Annotated in this window: 10 protein-coding genes; 6 read left to right on the top strand and 4 right to left on the bottom strand. The window is 42.5% G+C overall.

Going from position 1 to position 16119, the window contains the following annotated elements; genetic code table 11:
• Position 1 precedes the first annotated feature (1 nt).
• The 3 genes from miaE to PBT90_RS11775 all read left to right on the top strand — a co-directional run bounded on the left by miaE (position 2) and on the right by PBT90_RS11775 (position 3793).
• Positions 2–613 carry a tRNA-(ms[2]io[6]A)-hydroxylase gene (gene miaE, locus PBT90_RS11785; protein WP_264810780.1) on the top strand — a complete coding sequence of 204 codons (612 nt, stop codon included), beginning with the start codon at positions 2–4 and terminating at the stop codon, positions 611–613.
• A 105-nt stretch (positions 614–718) separates the two neighbouring features.
• Complete coding sequence (locus PBT90_RS11780) at positions 719–1963, top strand: ABC transporter permease (RefSeq protein ID WP_264810778.1); 1245 nt, start codon at positions 719–721, stop codon at positions 1961–1963.
• Between the two features lie 138 nt (positions 1964–2101).
• Positions 2102–3793, top strand: coding sequence for a GMC oxidoreductase (locus tag PBT90_RS11775; RefSeq protein WP_264810777.1), 1692 nt, complete (start codon positions 2102–2104; stop codon positions 3791–3793).
• Between the two features lie 36 nt (positions 3794–3829).
• On the opposite strand, the gene PBT90_RS11770 is transcribed toward PBT90_RS11775, so the two are convergent.
• From PBT90_RS11770 to mtaB, 3 genes are all read right to left on the bottom strand, one after another.
• Positions 3830–5821 carry an alpha-amylase family glycosyl hydrolase gene (locus PBT90_RS11770; protein WP_264810776.1) on the bottom strand — a complete coding sequence of 664 codons (1992 nt, stop codon included), beginning with the start codon at positions 5819–5821 and terminating at the stop codon, positions 3830–3832.
• Between the two features lie 342 nt (positions 5822–6163).
• Positions 6164–6517 (bottom strand): DUF805 domain-containing protein, encoded by a 354-nt coding sequence (locus PBT90_RS11765; RefSeq protein ID WP_264810775.1) that lies wholly within the window; start codon positions 6515–6517, stop codon positions 6164–6166.
• 62 nt (positions 6518–6579) lie between these two features.
• A complete protein-coding gene (gene mtaB / locus PBT90_RS11760) occupies positions 6580–7899 on the bottom strand; it encodes a tRNA (N(6)-L-threonylcarbamoyladenosine(37)-C(2))-methylthiotransferase MtaB (RefSeq protein WP_264810774.1) in 1320 nt (439 codons plus the stop codon).
• 233 nt (positions 7900–8132) lie between these two features.
• On the opposite strand from mtaB, the gene PBT90_RS11755 reads away from it, so the two are divergent.
• Complete coding sequence (locus tag PBT90_RS11755; protein ID WP_264810773.1) at positions 8133–10295, top strand: glutamine synthetase III family protein; 2163 nt, start codon at positions 8133–8135, stop codon at positions 10293–10295.
• An 86-nt stretch (positions 10296–10381) separates the two neighbouring features.
• Here PBT90_RS11755 and PBT90_RS11750 read toward each other — a convergent pair whose 3' ends face one another.
• The gene (locus PBT90_RS11750) at positions 10382–10561 is read right to left on the bottom strand and encodes a hypothetical protein (RefSeq protein WP_264810772.1); all 180 of its coding nucleotides are present in this window, start codon (positions 10559–10561) and stop codon (positions 10382–10384) included.
• A 375-nt stretch (positions 10562–10936) separates the two neighbouring features.
• Between PBT90_RS11750 and PBT90_RS11745 the strand changes: the two genes are divergently transcribed.
• Positions 10937–14245, top strand: a complete 3309-nt coding sequence (locus PBT90_RS11745; RefSeq protein ID WP_264810771.1) for a SusC/RagA family TonB-linked outer membrane protein — start codon at positions 10937–10939, stop codon at positions 14243–14245.
• Between the two features lie 28 nt (positions 14246–14273).
• Positions 14274–15860 carry a SusD/RagB family nutrient-binding outer membrane lipoprotein gene (locus tag PBT90_RS11740; RefSeq protein ID WP_264810770.1) on the top strand — a complete coding sequence of 529 codons (1587 nt, stop codon included), beginning with the start codon at positions 14274–14276 and terminating at the stop codon, positions 15858–15860.
• Positions 15861–16119 lie beyond the last annotated feature (259 nt).

The following is a 16119-nucleotide window of genomic DNA, read 5'->3' as shown; positions in this document are numbered from 1 at the left end:
TATGAGCTGGGAAGAAAGCACCAAACAAAAAATGCTTCACCTCAAACTGCCTACCGACCCTAGATGGGCTGGGGTGGCAGGAATGCAACTGGAGGATATTTTGACTGATCATGCTTACTGCGAGCAGAAAGCGGCTTCATCTTGCATCAGCTTGATTTTGAGGTTCAATGATCTGGATGAAATAGTCGATACATTGACTCCAATCGTGGCAGAAGAATGGGGGCATTTCGAAAGAGTGCTAGAGCAAATTCGGAAAAGAGACTTGAAATTTGGCTTTCCTCGCAAAGATGAATATGTCATAGAACTGACCAACTTCGTAAAAAAAGGGGGGAGTCGAATGCAACAGTTGACAGAACAATTACTGATGAATGCCTTGATCGAGGCCAGAAGTTGCGAACGGTTTAAGTTGCTTTCCAGAGAACTGGAGGATGCAGAACTTAAGTCCTTTTACTATGAGTTGATGGTTTCGGAAGCGGGGCACTATGTGACTTTCATCGAGTTGGCCAAAAAGTATTTTGATCCTGTAAAAGTAAATGAGCGCTGGCAGGAGTGGCTTGAATTTGAGGCTAAAGTGATCAGCAATCTTGGCGTGCGAGGAGATAGAATGCACTGAAAAATCTTAAATAATCTATACGAATAGTCATTTCCGAGGTATTTATTTATTATTGATCTGACTTGAAGAATGTTTAGCCAAAAGCTGTTCTAATACGAACATAATATGAATTTGATCGAAAATATACGCGAAGCCATTCGCTCAGTAAAGGTGAACCTTTTGAGGACCATCTTAACCGGTGCCATCATTGCCATTGGGATTTCTTCTTTGGTAGGTATGCTAACTGCAATTGATGGAATCAAAACCCAAATTGCAGAAAGTTTTTCCGGTTTGGGAGCCAATTCATTTGATATCAGAAATAAGGGGTACAGTGGAGGCAGAGCCATTCAGCAGGGTATGGAAGAGAAATCTTACTCTAAGTTGACTTTCCGTGAAGTGATGGCTTTCAAAGAGGATTATAAAAGTGTAGGGATTTCCACTGTGTTTGTTTCGGTGACCGGATCAGCCGAAGTAAAGCGGGGTTCCAAGACCACCAATCCAAATGTAAGAATCCGTGGAGGTGATGAGAACTACATGAATATCAAGGCGCTGAAGCTGGAAGAAGGGCGGAATTTCAGCAATATGGAGGTTCAGAATGGGCATAGCGTCTGTATAATAGGCAAAGAATTGAAAACCACTCTTTTCGAAGCAAATGAAAATCCCATCAATGAGAAGATCACATTTTTTGGTAAGCCTTATACGATCATTGGCATTCTGGAGGAGCAGGGCGGAGTAGGTCAGGATCAGGGTGCTGATAGGCAGATTTTGATTCCTATCGAAAATGCCAGCCGTTTGGATAAGAATGGGGTTTTCAATTATAACGTAACGGGTGTGGCCTCAGGGCCTGATAAAATCGATTATGAAATGGGTCAAGCCATAGGCATGATGCGTAAGATTCGTCAGGATAGAGTGACTCAGGAGGATTCATTTGATCTGACCAAAAGTGAATCTGTAGCAGAAAGCTTGGAGGAAGTAGCCGGCTACTTACGGATGGGTGGTTTTGGAGTAGGCTTCATTACCCTCTTGGGAGCATCTATAGGTTTGATGAATATCATGTTGGTATCAGTTACCGAGCGGACGCGTGAGATTGGAATCAGAAAAGCATTGGGAGCTACCCCTTTGAGGATCCGACAGCAGTTTTTGCTAGAAGCTATCATGATTTGTGTGCTGGGCGGGATCTTTGGGGTGATACTTGGGATTTCGATTGGGAATTTGATTGCGTTGATTATAGGTGCCGGAGGGTTTTTGATTCCTTGGTTATGGATGTTTGTGGCATTTCTGATCTGTATAGTAGTGGGACTTTTGTCTGGATATTTCCCGGCATTCAAAGCTTCCAAATTGGATCCTATAGAATCTTTGAGATACGAGTAAGTTTCAGTTGAAATTTATATGTTTTGAACCTCCTGCCTATGGGTTGGAGGTTCTTTTTTTTGCCCTCTCCCTGTTAAGTGATTTGGGTTAATTGAGATGAATTTTTCCAACAGGTTTAATTTTCCCTATTTTTCATCAATGAAATCAAATCAGTTTGACGCAATAGTAGTGGGGTCTGGCATTAGTGGTGGATGGGCAGCAAAGGAGTTTTGTGAGAAAGGTTTGAAAACCCTGGTCTTGGAAAGGGGTAGAGATGTACAGCATTTGAAGGACTATCCCACCATGACTTCCTCACCTTGGGATATGCCACATAGAAACCGCATGCCTCTCCAGGATACCAAAGCCAATCCTGTAGTCAATAAGTGCTACGCTTATAAGGAGGATACTCAACATTTTTTTGTCAAAGATTCTGCGCATCCCTATGTTCAGGAGAAACCATTTGATTGGATTCGTGGATATCAGGTTGGAGGTAAATCATTGATTTGGGCACGTCAGACGCAGCGATGGAGTAAGTATGATTTTGAAGGTCCGGGACGGGATGGTTTTGCGGTAGACTGGCCTATTCGATATGAAGATCTGGCACCTTGGTATAGTTATGTGGAGCGATTTGTCGGGATTAGCGGTAGCTATGAAGGGTTAGATACACTTCCGGACGGAGAATTTCTGCAGGCATGGGAGATGAATTGCGTAGAGAAAGAAATCCAGAAAAGGATTACTGCAGCCTATAAGGACCGAGATGTAATCATAGGAAGATGCGCGCATCTCACCGAACCCAAAGAGGTGCATTTAGCGCAAGGAAGGGGGCAGTGCATGGCAAGGAGTCAGTGCTATAGAGGTTGTCCTTTTGGTGCTTATTTTAGTTCAAATTCTTCCACCTTGCCATTCGCCGCGAAGACTGGCAGGCTTACCATGAGACCTGACTCTGTGGTTCATTCGCTGATTTATGACAAGCAAAAGGGAAAAGTCACCGGAGTGCGGGTCATAGACAGAGTGAGTAAGGAATCCATGGAGTTTTTTGCTCAGGTGATTTTTATCAACGCTTCTGCTTTAAATACCAATTTGATTTTATTGAACAGTATTTCGGACCGGTTTCCAGAGGGGCTGGGCAACGATTCCGGGGTGTTGGGTAAGTACATTGCCTTTCATAATTACCGTGGTTCCATCCATGCAAATTACGATGGGTTTGAAGACAGGTATTACTTTGGAAGAAGGCCCACTGCGGTGATGATGCCAAATTTTAGAAATGTGAAAAAGCAGGAGATGGATTTCTTGCGTGGTTACATGACTTTTTATTCTGCGGCTAGGGCTGGTTTTGGTCACGCTGCAGAGGCTCCGTTTGGGGCAGCATTCAAAGCAGAAAATTCCAGGCCAGGCCCATGGTCTGTTTATATGATGATGCAGGGAGAAACTATTCCGAAAGCCTCTAACCAAGTAGCTTTAAGTGAAGATCAACAAGATGAATGGGGAATTCCCTTACTTAAAATAGACGTAGACTATGACGAGAATGATGAGAAAACCCTTCGGGACTTTCATGAGCAAGGGGAAGAAATGCTAGCAAAAGCTGGATGTGTAAATATTAAAAGGTCGGATAGCCAGCAGGCACCTGGATTAGATATTCACGAGATGGGAGGGGTGCGGATGGGACGGGATCCAGCCACTTCTATGTTAAATGCTTTCAATCAGATGCATTCGCTGCCAAATGTTTTTGTGACAGATGGTGCCTGCATGACTTCTACAGGCACTCAAAACCCCTCCATCACCTACATGGCCTTGACCGCAAGAGCGGTGGACTACGCGGTGAAGGAACTGAAAAATGGAAGTATAAAATGACCAAACGCTTTGCAGGAAGTCAACGCAGTTTTCTTTTTAGGGGTCATTTGGTTTTAGCACTATAGCAGTGCGGTTTGGAATATAGATTTTGATGGTGCAATTTTCGTCTGCTGGATAGGAAGTTTTGTCATCTATTCGGCTAAAACCACTGAACTTTTCATCGTCAGAATTTAGGATGATTTTGTAGTATCCACCTTTTTTTACTGGAATGGGAAACCCAAAAAAAGATTCTGTTGGGTGAAAGCAAAAGATGAATATCAAGTTTGCACGCTCATAGGCAATGATTTTTTTGTCAGGATCCAAAAACAGTTGATCAGCCGGAGCAGCAGCTAAGATTTGGAATCGATTTGCCAATTTGATGATTTCTTGGTCCCAACTGTTCAAATGGGCATACCTTAGCAGCGGGTCATCGACCAGTGACCATTGCCTCCTGGCATGCAAATAACTCCAGTGGTTGCCTTCTCGAGGAAAGTCCACCCAGTCAGGATGGCCAAATTCATTCCCTATAAAGTTTAAATAGCCTTCACCACCAAGTGTAAGTGTAATGAGGCGTATAAGCTTATGTAAGGCTATCCCTCGGTCCACCACCAGATTTTGCTGGAGGGATGACATAGAGAAGTACATTTCCTTATCCATAAGTCGGAAAGCCAAAGTTTGGTCCCCCACCAGCGCCTGATCGTGACTTTCCGCATAGCCGATCGACCGCTCTTTGTCCGGTCGGTTCGTTAGTTGGTGCCAAAGTTCAAACATATCCCATTCTTCATCCTGCTTATGTTTGAGGGTTTTAATCCAGTAATCCGGGACACCCATGGCCATACGGAAGTCAAACCCAACTCCGCCCTCTTCGATTGGGCGGGCAATTCCTGGCATTCCGCTCATGTCCTCAGCTATAGATAGGGCATTTGGCTTCAGTGCGTGAATCAAGGTGTTGGCTAGTTGTAAATAAAGTATGGCATCTTGGTCCACATCCTCATTAAAATACAGGTCCGCAGAGACAAAATCCATGTACAAGCCGTGGTGGAAGTACAGTATGGAAGTCACTCCATCAAATCGAAAACCGTCAAAATGGAATTCTTCCAGCCAATACCGAATATTGGAAAGTAAAAATTGCTGGACCTCTGTTTTGCCATAATTAAAGACTTTGGAATCCCAAGCTACATGGTTTCCTTTTTCACCAGGGTGAAAATACTGGTCATCACTTCCATCAAATTCATTCAATCCCTCATTTACATTTTTTATCGCATGAGAATGCACAATGTCCATCACTACCGCGATCCCCAGCTCGTGAGCTTTGTTTATTAAGGATTTCAACTCCTCAGGAGTACCGAATCTGGAGGAGGGTGCAAAAAAATTGGAAACATGGTACCCGAAGGAACCATAGTATGGGTGTTCCATTACGGCCATGAGTTGAATGGTATTGTACCCGGCAGCTTTTATTCTAGGCAGAATGGCAGTTTCAAACTCCTGATACGTACCGACTGCCTCTTTCTCCTGAGCCATCCCAATGTGGCATTCGTAAATCAAAGGTTGCTTTAAGCTTGGCTCTGGGGAATAATTTTCATCAGTCCACTGAAAATCCTCAGAGAACCAAAGTTGTCCGGCCATATCGTGAGTTTCTGGATCTTGAACTACTCGTCTGATGTAAGCGGGAATCCGGTCCAGGGCAGCTTTTGCAGATATAACATGGACTTTTACCCGGCTTCCATGCGTAAATAAGTTTTTGTATTCTGATTCAGGAATAAATATTTCCCAATCTCCTCTCGGCGTTCGCTTCATGGGGTGGGATTCCCGGTTCCAATTATTGAAATCTCCAAAAAAGAATAGTTGCGAAGCTTCGGGAGCCCATTCTCTATAAGCCCATCCTTTACGTTTAGGGAGGTAGTGTACCCCATAATACTCGTGGATGCTGGCGTATTCTATTAGGTTTCCGTGATTGGATTTTATGGCTTTGATTGCAGCTTGAAACCTTTCTTGCCTATGCTGAATGGCTTCAGAATACTGGGTAAGCCAGGGTTCTTCATGGAGCATAGCTTTTTTGGGAGGATGTTTCACGTAGTGATATTTTTCTAAGCTGAATTTAGAAAAATGCAGCAGATTATCATCATTAAGTCAAAGTTTCCGTAAATCCGGCGGTGTGTCAAAAAACAAAGGCAAGAACCTGAATAGCTCTTGCCGGATAATTAGTTTTACGTATTTCCGCTTTTCTGCCAGTAAGGAGGCTAAAGTAATTTAGGATATATTAGAATTGAGGTCGGTCACATGTACTCATCGTAGTCGTAGTATAGGTCTACAGACCAGTAAGCGAAGGCTGAAAGGCGACTGACATCCTAGCGGATAATCAAAATAGTTACAAAACGATTTTGCTTGAATTCAAATCACATCAGTTTTTCTGGGATCGGGGCCATATTCATTGGGGCCAGGCTGTCCTTTTTTGGCTGCAAGCCAGATAAATCCTATAAAATTCACGGGAGGTGGGATCAGCAGGTAAAGCGAGTATTTCCAATCTAACCCTATGTCATGAAGTCTTTTGATGGCTTGGATCATTAAGACTGCTATAGAAGCTATCAAGGCTACTCCGGCGCCGTAAAAAATAGCCCAAGACTCAGATTGAAAACTATCCCAAATCAACATGAGACAAAGGATATTGATAAAGTAAAAGATAACAAACATCACCAAATACATTCTTCTGGTGATTCTTCCGTCTGGTTTAAATATAGAGTTCATACTTAAACAACGAGCTAGCCTGCAAGATGTTTAAGCTCAGGAATGGGGCGGGGTGCTGCTGTCTAGTGCTTTTCGTACACCATCTCAGGTTCGCGTACTTCCACGTTTCCCGCGTCATTGATCTGATCTAAGGCGACTTTTTTCAGTTCATTGACCAGCATGGGGTCAAACTTCGCAGCCACTCGGATGTAATTCTCCGTGAATCCGTGAATCTTGCCATCTGCCACATCCTCTTCGAAAAGCACAGTAAAGTCTTTGCCTAAATTTTCATTATAAAAATTCCTTCTTTTCTTTTCAGAAAGGATTCGGAGCATTTTGGAGCGCTCATTCCTCTTTTTCATAGGAACTACCTCTTCCATTTCTGCTGCCCGGGTATTGGCCCGCTCAGAATAAGTAAATACATGAAGGTAAGAGATGTCAAGTTCGTTAAGGAAATTATAGGTTTCTAAAAACAACTCATCAGTCTCACCCGGGAACCCCACGATTACATCTACTCCTATGCAGGCATGCGGCATGAGGGTTTTGATTTTGGTGACACGGTCCACGTATAGTTCACGTAGGTATCTTCTGCCCATTTTTCTAAGAATAGTATTGGACCCTGACTGTAAGGGAACGTGAAAATGGGGTACAAATCGCTTGGACCGGGCTACAAAACTGATGATCTCATTGGTCAGCAAATTGGGTTCTATAGAGGATATTCGTAAACGGTCTATGCCCTCTACTTCATCCAGTGCATATACCAAATCGGCAAACCGTTCATTTCGCTTGCCGTCCACAATCCCGAAATCCCCGATGTTCACGCCAGTTAGCACGATTTCTTTCACATCGGTAGCGGCGATTTCCCTAGCGGATTCCAATACACTTTGGATGGTATTGCTTCGGCTTTTGCCACGGGCCAGCGGAATGGTGCAGAAGGCACAACCATAGTTGCACCCATCCTGAACTTTGAGGAATGTTCTGGTGCGGTCATTGATAGAATAGGCATTATTAAACGCCGTGGCTTCTTGAATCTCCGAGGCCAGCACTTTTGTTTCTTGAGCTACTGCAAAATCATCTAACAATTCAATTAGCCGAAATTTTTCGGCAGCGCCTAAAACAGCATCCACTCCGGAAATCTCAGAAATCTCCCTGGGTTTGAGCTGAGCATAGCAACCTATGATAGCAATAAAGGAGTTTGGGGAGATTTTCTTAGCCTCACGTACAATTTTTTTACACTTTTTGTCTGCATTTTCGGTAACCGAGCAGGTGTTGATAATGAAAATGTCCGGATTTTCTTGAAAATCGACTTTTAAGAAGCCTTTTTCTTCAAATTGTCTGCTGATGGTGGACGTTTCGGAGAAATTCAGCTTACAGCCCAGTGTATAAAACGCTACTTTTTTCACAATTGCTTGATCTGATCTTGAGATTGCAAAGGTAATTAAACTTAGGCTGTTTTCAATTCTCCAATTTGAGGTCAGATTTGGATGAATTTTCAGAGATTCGGTGGATTTTTGGCTTATTTTATTGAAAAAAGTGTAAATTTTTTGAAAAATGAGGTCAAAAATCGATCAAAAGCTTTTTCGAATCCATATTTTTCTATTTTTGTGTGTATAATTTTAAACCACATATTGTAGAAATGGCAACACTTAGACAACAAGCCTTAGCAATGGTGCAAGCTAGACAGCGCGTAGCTGTGAAAGCACCTTCGAACAAAATCTCGGATTTTTTCGGAACAAATACTTTCGGTACTGCTCAAATGAAAGTGTCTTTGGCACCTTCTTCCTATAAAAGGGTAATGGAAGCCATCGACAAAGGAACTAAAATCGATAGTGCTACAGCCGAGGAAGTAGCTTCAGCAGTGAAAACCTGGGCATTGTCCAAGGGAGTGACCCATTATACGCACTGGTTTCAGCCACTTACAGGTTCTACAGCAGAGAAGCATGATTCCTTTTTTGATGCACTAGGAGGACTGGAAAAATTCAAAGGCAGTGCTCTGGTACAGCAGGAGCCGGATGCGTCTTCTTTCCCGAACGGGGGTATCCGATCTACCTTCGAAGCTAGAGGGTACACTGCTTGGGACCCTACTTCTCCGATCTTTATTTTCGAGAATACACTTTGTATCCCTACAATCTTCGTTTCCTACACTGGGGAAGCCTTGGATTACAAAACTCCATTGTTGAAATCTGTAGAGGCAATCAACGAGGCTTCAGTGGCTATCTGCCAGCTTTTTGATAGAAATGTGAAAAAGGTATTCCCTTCTTTGGGAGTGGAACAAGAATATTTCGTGATTGATAAGGCATTGTTTGCTGCCAGACCAGACTTGGTAATGGGCGGTAGAACTGTCTTTGGTCACAGCCCTGCTAGAGGTCAGCAGCTAGATGATCATTATTTTGGATCTATCCCTACTCGTGTGAAGGACTTCATGGTTGACTTCGAAAACGAAGCACTGAAGCTGGGAATTCCTGTGATGACTCGTCACAATGAGGTGGCTCCAGGTCAGTTTGAAGTAGCTCCGCTTTTTGAAGAAATCAATAAAGCTACCGATCATAACCAGCTCTTGATGGATGTCATGGAGAAGGTGGCTGAGAGACACGACCTGAAAGTTCTTCTTCATGAGAAGCCGTTTGCAGGAGTAAATGGTAGCGGTAAGCATAACAACTGGTCTTTGATTACTGATTCGGGTGTAAACCTGTTCCAGCCTAGCAACTCTGCGCGTGAGAATCTTCAGTTCCTAACCTTCTTGGTAGCGACTATCAAGGCGGTATATGAGCACTCTGATCTGTTGAGAGCAAGTATTGCTTCTGCTGGTAATGACCATAGATTGGGCGCAAACGAAGCTCCTCCGGCAATTATCTCCGTATTCTTGGGAGCTACCCTTACAGAAGTCTTGAACGAGCTGGAGAAAAACGGCAATATCAAGATTGAAAAAGGAGACAACATGTACATGAAGTTGGGGATCTCTAAGATACCTGAAATCATCCTTGACAATACTGACAGAAACAGAACTTCTCCATTTGCATTTACCGGAAACAAATTCGAATTCCGAGCAGTAGGATCTCAGGCTAACGTAGCCGGACCTATGACTACGCTAAACGTGATCGTGGCAGATGTATTGACTAACATGGCCAAGGACATCGAGAAGGAAATGAGCGCTGGTAAGGAGAAAAAGATTGCAATCGTGAATGTACTGAGAAAGTATATCAAGGACAGCAAGAAAGTTCGCTTCGAAGGTGATGGCTACTCTGAAGAGTGGGCAAAAGAAGCCGAAAAGAGAGGGCTTTCCAACTTGAAATCTACTCCATTGGCACTGGATGTATATGCTACAAAAGCCACCAAGGAGCTTTTTGAAAGACACAATGTGATGAATGGGATAGAGGTGCATGCCCGCCATGAGATCATGTTGGAAAACTTCATCAAGAAGATTCAGATAGAAGGACGAGTGATGGGTGACTTGGCATTGAATCATATCATCCCTACTGCGATCCTATATCAGAATAAGATCATTCAGAATGCAAATGGGTTGAAGGGCCTTGGATTGGATCATACCGCAGCTGTAGAAACCATCAAGGAAGTGGCTAAGCATATAGAATCTCTAAAAGCCAATATCACCGCTATGGTGGAGGCTCGCAAGAAACTCAATAAAGAAGAGGATATAGTGAAAATGGCCAAAGGCTATCAGACAGATGTCAAGGAAGCCTATTTCGACAAAATCCGTTATGCAGTAGATAAGCTAGAACTATTGGTGGACGATGAGTCTTGGCCATTAGTGAAGTACAGAGAAATGCTTTTTCTTCGATAAGCTACTCCAAAACTAGAACCAGAAGCCATCCTGAATAGGGTGGCTTTTTTTTTGGTCTTTTTTTACTGGGGAGCTTGAGTGGGTTTTCAGAGTTTAATAGTTATGGATATCCGCTTTTCTGCCAGTAAGGAGGCAAAAGCTTCATAGGATAGGTTAAACTTAAGAATTGAGGCCACTTCGGCCTGTTCCGCTCCTGCGGGAGTCTTCGGCCTTTTGGCCGATTGAGCAGCGAAATATTGGTTACTGGCATCATTCCGTATATCCATGTTAATATTTGACCTAAATCCTGAAAAAAAATTAATAGAAGTAAACTGTTAATCTTGAAAAGTGAGTTAAGAAATACTGGCGATTAAAAAAAGATGTTCATAATCGGATACTTTTGGTAAAAAATAAAGTAAGATCTTCTGTTTTTTGAAAAAAAGTCAAGTAGAACTATTTAATAAACAATTGTTTTTTCTAGATTTATGATGTGCAAAGAAAATCGAGTCAAATAGATTTGGTTTGTCTTGGTTTTTAGCTGGTTACAATTCTCATTTTAAAATTCATTGACCTATGAAAGACGAGCCTCAGGTGGTTTTGTGAAATCAAAATCACACGACTGAGAGAAAAATTAAACTTCATTAAACATCAAATTACCTTCTATGAAACAAATTTTATCAATTGCATTGTCACTCATCTTGATGCTGGGCATAACTGCCTCGGTACAGGCACAAGAGCGAGTAGTGTCAGGTGTAATCACAGCGGATGATGGCTTGCCCATGCCAGGTGTTACAGTCCTGGACAAAACGAACCAGACGGGTACTACTACCAATATAGACGGAGAGTATTCGATCCAGGTAGGTCCAAATTCAGTTTTGGTTTTTTCTTTTATTGGCTATGCCACCCAAGAAGTAACAGTAGGCAATCAGTCTAAAATCGACATTGAGTTGGTGGAAGATACAAATGAGCTTTCCGAGTTTGTAGTGTCTGCTTTTGGTATGGAAAAGGAGCAGAAAAAGCTGGGATACGCTACTACGACTATTCAGGCAGATGAGTTGATTAAAGTAGGGACACCAAACGTAGCAACAGCACTATATGGTAAAGCTCCAGGTGTAAGGATCCAGTCTGGTGCAGGTGGAGCAACCTCAGCGGTGAATATCACTATACGGGGTCTGAATTCAATCACTGGAAATACCCAGCCTTTAATCATTATGGACGGGGTGCCTATCCGAAACGAAAACGTAACCAATAATAATTATTGGGGTGATCAGCGACTAAGAGGGAATGGTCTATTGGATATCAACCCGGAAGATATTGCAAATATTTCCATCTTGAAAGGTGCATCAGCAGCGGCTCTTTATGGCTCTGAAGCGGTAAATGGTGTCGTTTTGATCACGACCAAAAAAGGAAACTCAGGTAAAAAAGGATTTAGTGTAGACTTCAGTGCAAACGTCGCTAGAGACGAAATAGCCTACCTTCCTCGCTATCAAAACGTAAGAGGCCCAGGTGCTCCACTTCATGTATATGATTATGGGCAGGATGATGATGGTTTTTTTACCTATGATGACGGTGTAAGAGGTTTAGCGAGTACAAACAACAACTTCGGTCCTGAGTTTGACGGGAGAATGGTGAGGTCTTGGGATGGAGAAATGAGACCTTATGTAGCTCAGGAAGATAATTACGCAGCATTGTTTAACAATCCTTTGAGTTCTTCTGTGAACGTTGCCGTTGCCAATAATTCTGAGTTTGCAGATTTCAGATTCTCATTGACTCGTCAGGATAACGAAGCCTTGAGTTTGAATTCTAAAAACAACAAGAACATCGCCAACTTGAATGCAACTTTCAGAATCACTGATAGGTGGAAGACTGATGTGATGGTTAACTATATTAACCAGAACACCAAAAACAGACCCTATTCCATCGATCGTATGATCAATAACTTCGGTGGTATGATGACTCGATTTGATAATGGTGATTGGTACTTGGATAATTATCAGACTAGTCGTGGTTACAAATATGTAGTGGGACAAAATACCCAAAGTTTGACTCCGGATGAAAACATCATTTACAATGGCTTCATGGATGCCATCGGTGACTATGTGTGGAGAGTCAATAAGCATAATCTCAATGAGACTTCTAATCGTGTGATCAGTGTATTGACCAATACCTACAAAATCACCGACGATTTGTCCTTGAGGGGTAGAATTTCCACCGACTTCACGAATAGATACTCAGAAGATAAGAGAGCAACTGAAAGACCTTTGGCTTTCGGTAACTCTGGGATGTTCAGCATGAACAATGAGACATTCAATATCCTTTATGGTGATGTGTTTTTGACCTATACCAAGAACTTGGCAGAAGATATTTCTATCAGTGCAATGGCCGGTTATACTGGTACAAAAGAAACTAGAAGAGAACTATTCACTAGAACCAATGGTGGTTTGAGCAGTGAAAATCTATTTGATTTGATTGCCTCTAATCAGCAGGTGGTCAGCAATGCTACCAGATCCAATCGTGTGATAGATGCATTGGTAGGTACGGCAAACTTTGATTACAAAGGTTTCTGGTTCTTGGAAGGGACGATCCGTAGAGACCGTACCTCTACTATGAATCCTGAAAACAATTCTTTTGTCTACCCTTCAGTTAACACCAGTTTGGCAATCTCTGAAATGGTCGAAATGCCTCAATTCATCACCTTCGCTAAATTGAGAGGTTCTTGGGGTATAGTAGGTAACTACCCTGGTCTTTACAGAGCGAATATTGCTTACACACAAAACACTTTGGACGGGGTATTGTACACTGTGATGCCTAGTTCTTTTGGAAATGACGGAATCAGGCCAGAGCAAAAGCATGAATATGAAATAGGATTGGATGCTAGATTCTTTGGTAACCGCCTAGGCATAGATCTATCTTATTATAATGCCCAAATCCGTGATCAGATTCTACCATTGACTTTGCCAAACACCAGTGGTGCTTCATCTGTATTAACCAACATCGGTACCTTGAGAAACAAAGGGGTAGAGATGGCGTTGAATGCTACGATCATGCAGAGCGGAAGTTTCATGTGGGATATGACCTTAAACTTGGCTAGAAACATTAACACTGTAGAGAAATTAGCAAATGATGCTACAGAATTGCTGCATGCTGACTATGATGGAGGTGCTGCACAATTGAGGTCAGTGGTAGGTCGTCCAATGGGAGATTTGTATGCCCATCCGATCGAAACAGATGCCAATGGAGACAACATTGTACAGCCTAATGGTTTGTATAAAATAGATGCAAATAACTGGAAAAGAGTAGGTAATTACAATCCTGATGCTGTAGGTGGTTTGATGAACAACCTTTCCTATAAAAACTTCACATTCTCTGCGATGATGGACTTCCAAATCGGTGGTTCTGTGATGCCAACGGGTATCAACTGGATGAAAAGCCGTGGTTTGACAGAAGAAAGTTTGAAGTTTAGAAATGAAGAGACTGGAGGTCTTGCATACTATCGTGTGACTGGTGAGGACGGTATCACCAGAGGGGTGCAAGTAGATCACTCTACCACTGCTGGACCAAATGGAGAGGCTGTTTTCCATGACGGAATGCTCATGGACGGTGTGACTGCTGATGGTCAACCAAATACGAATGTGATATCTCAGGCATTGTACTACAATGCTACCTATAACTGGGGAGGTCCTCAATACTCTCAGTCTCGATATGAATTATATATCCAAGACAACACTTATTTGAAAATGAGAGAATTGTCATTAGGATATACGCTACCTCAAAGCTTCGCTCAGAGAATCGGTGCTAGCAATGTGAACGTTTCTGTTTTCGGTAGAAACTTGTTCTTCCTTTACAGAAACATCAAAGATCTAGATCCTGAGGTATTGACTGCTGGATCCAACTGGACGCAGACCATTACCAGTGCGGGTACCAACCCGGCTACCAGAACCGTTGGTTTTATGCTAAGAGCTAAATTCTAATTGAGGACCCAACTAATCCAAAAAGAAAATGAAATTTAAAAGTTTATATATAGGTGCAATCGTGGCAGCTTCATTAGCTAGCTGCACCGAATCAGACTTTGCAGATAACTATACAGATCCAGCTAAAGTCTCTGAAACTACAGTCGGGAAGCAGTTCACAGGTATGATCTATTCATTCAGGAATTATGTGCTTCCGACGTACGATGACTACTTTGTCGGGCAAAGAATTACAAGTAACCGATATACTCAAGCGATCGGCTGGGTAAATGGTGAAAACCAATACGTGCCTGGTTCTGAAGCAATAAATAGAAGATGGCGTGCTTTCTATGAGACATTGGCGCAGTACAGAGAGATCGAAAAAATCTATGAAGGTCTAACTGAAGTTGCCGCTGCAGATCAAAGGATCTACATGATCGCTGCGAAAACGTTTCTATACGATCAAGCACAGAAAGAAATAGATTATCATGGCGATATTCCTTTTACTCAGGCGGCTATGCTGAGTCAAAATGGAGGAGATTATCAGAGTTCTTATGCTCCTTATGACGATGCCGAGACACTGTATACCATGATGTTGGACGAGTTGGCTGCAATGGCTGATGAGATGAATACTATGACTGTGAACCCTGGTGTTTTGGCTGAGTTTGAAATCCAAGACGTAATCAATGATGGTGATTTGATGCTTTGGAAAAAGTACATCAACTCTGTGAGACTTCGTATGTTGACTCGAGTAAGTGGTACTAGTACATTCTCTGCAAGAGCTAATGCAGAAATCGGCGATATTCTTTCAAATCCAGCTACTTACCCAGTAGTGACTTCCATCCAGGACTTCATTGCCTGGGATGGTTACACGGCAGGTACTTGGATGCAAGCAAATTCATTTCAGAGCGGTTTGGAAGATTGGGATGGAAATATTGCGGGCAAGGTCATCATAGATCATATGCTAGCTAATGAGGATCCTCGTCTGACGTATGTATTTGAACCAGGGCTAGAGGCAGAGCCGGGTCAATATATGGGCTTGGATCCACTTCTGAATGCTTCTGCTCAGAATGAGTTGGTACTTGCCGGTACATTGAGTATCTACAATAGATCTACTTTGTCTAGGAACCAAAATTTCCCTGGAATTATCATCTCTGCTTCGGAAGTTAACTTCCTTGCTGCTGAATATTATCTGAAAACTGGACAGAATGCCATGGCGCAGGCTGCTTATGAGACTGGGGTTCTCAATTCAATTGATCAATATGTGTATCTGAGAAGCATTTCGAATAATGGAGATTCCCCTGATCCAGTGGAGCCTACTAGTGCTGATAGGGATGCTTACTTGGCGCAAGGGGACGTCTCTTGGACTGCTGCTACTTCTGCTGAGGAAAAGCTGAAGTTGATCGCAGAACAAAAATGGTTACACTTCAATGTGATCCAGCCAAACGAAAACTGGGCTGAATATAGAAGATTGGGGCTAGTCGATCTAGAGTTCTGGACTGATCAGTCCAATCAGCAAAGCCAGCCTCCTTACAGATGGGTGTATCCAAGTTCAGAGCAGACCTATAATGCTGAAAATTATTCCGTGGTTCAGCCTCAGGATAATCTTACCAATGCGCTGTTCTGGGATGTTGAATAATTCAAACAGTAATTAAATTTAAAAAGAGGCTATCCTGAGATAGCCTCTTTTTTTTGCCCTTCCAAACATTGTTTTACCAATCAGATCAAAGCTGTTGGTTTGCTTCAAATTTAAAAGTGGGATAGGTTTTTTCTGATTGCTTAATCCATCGTTGGACTTAGTTCATGTCTTTGAATTGCATTTTTTTCTTTAATCCCGCTTGAATGATTGAAATAACTGTCTTTCAATTAAATGGTTAAGATTATTCGTGGAAAAAAAT

Source organism: Algoriphagus sp. TR-M9 (genome assembly GCF_027594545.1).
Taxonomy (GTDB): Bacteria; Bacteroidota; Bacteroidia; order Cytophagales; family Cyclobacteriaceae; genus Algoriphagus; species Algoriphagus halophytocola.
The sequence above is the reverse complement of the archived record's forward strand: the minus strand, read 5'-3'. Positions and strand labels throughout refer to the sequence as shown.

Excerpts from the sequence above, each read along its gene's own strand:
- miaE (WP_264810780.1), top strand. The coding sequence starts at position 2 with ATGAGCTGGGAAGAAAGCACCAAACAAAAAATGCTTCACCTCAAACTG.
- PBT90_RS11780 (WP_264810778.1), top strand. The coding sequence starts at position 719 with ATGAATTTGATCGAAAATATACGCGAAGCCATTCGCTCAGTAAAGGTG.
- PBT90_RS11775 (WP_264810777.1), top strand. The coding sequence starts at position 2,102 with ATGAAATCAAATCAGTTTGACGCAATAGTAGTGGGGTCTGGCATTAGT.
- PBT90_RS11770 (WP_264810776.1), bottom strand. The coding sequence starts at position 5,821 with ATGCTCCATGAAGAACCCTGGCTTACCCAGTATTCTGAAGCCATTCAG.
- PBT90_RS11765 (WP_264810775.1), bottom strand. The coding sequence starts at position 6,517 with ATGAACTCTATATTTAAACCAGACGGAAGAATCACCAGAAGAATGTAT.
- PBT90_RS11755 (WP_264810773.1), top strand. The coding sequence starts at position 8,133 with ATGGCAACACTTAGACAACAAGCCTTAGCAATGGTGCAAGCTAGACAG.
- PBT90_RS11750 (WP_264810772.1), bottom strand. The coding sequence starts at position 10,561 with ATGGATATACGGAATGATGCCAGTAACCAATATTTCGCTGCTCAATCG.
- PBT90_RS11745 (WP_264810771.1), top strand. The coding sequence starts at position 10,937 with ATGAAACAAATTTTATCAATTGCATTGTCACTCATCTTGATGCTGGGC.
- PBT90_RS11740 (WP_264810770.1), top strand. The coding sequence starts at position 14,274 with ATGAAATTTAAAAGTTTATATATAGGTGCAATCGTGGCAGCTTCATTA.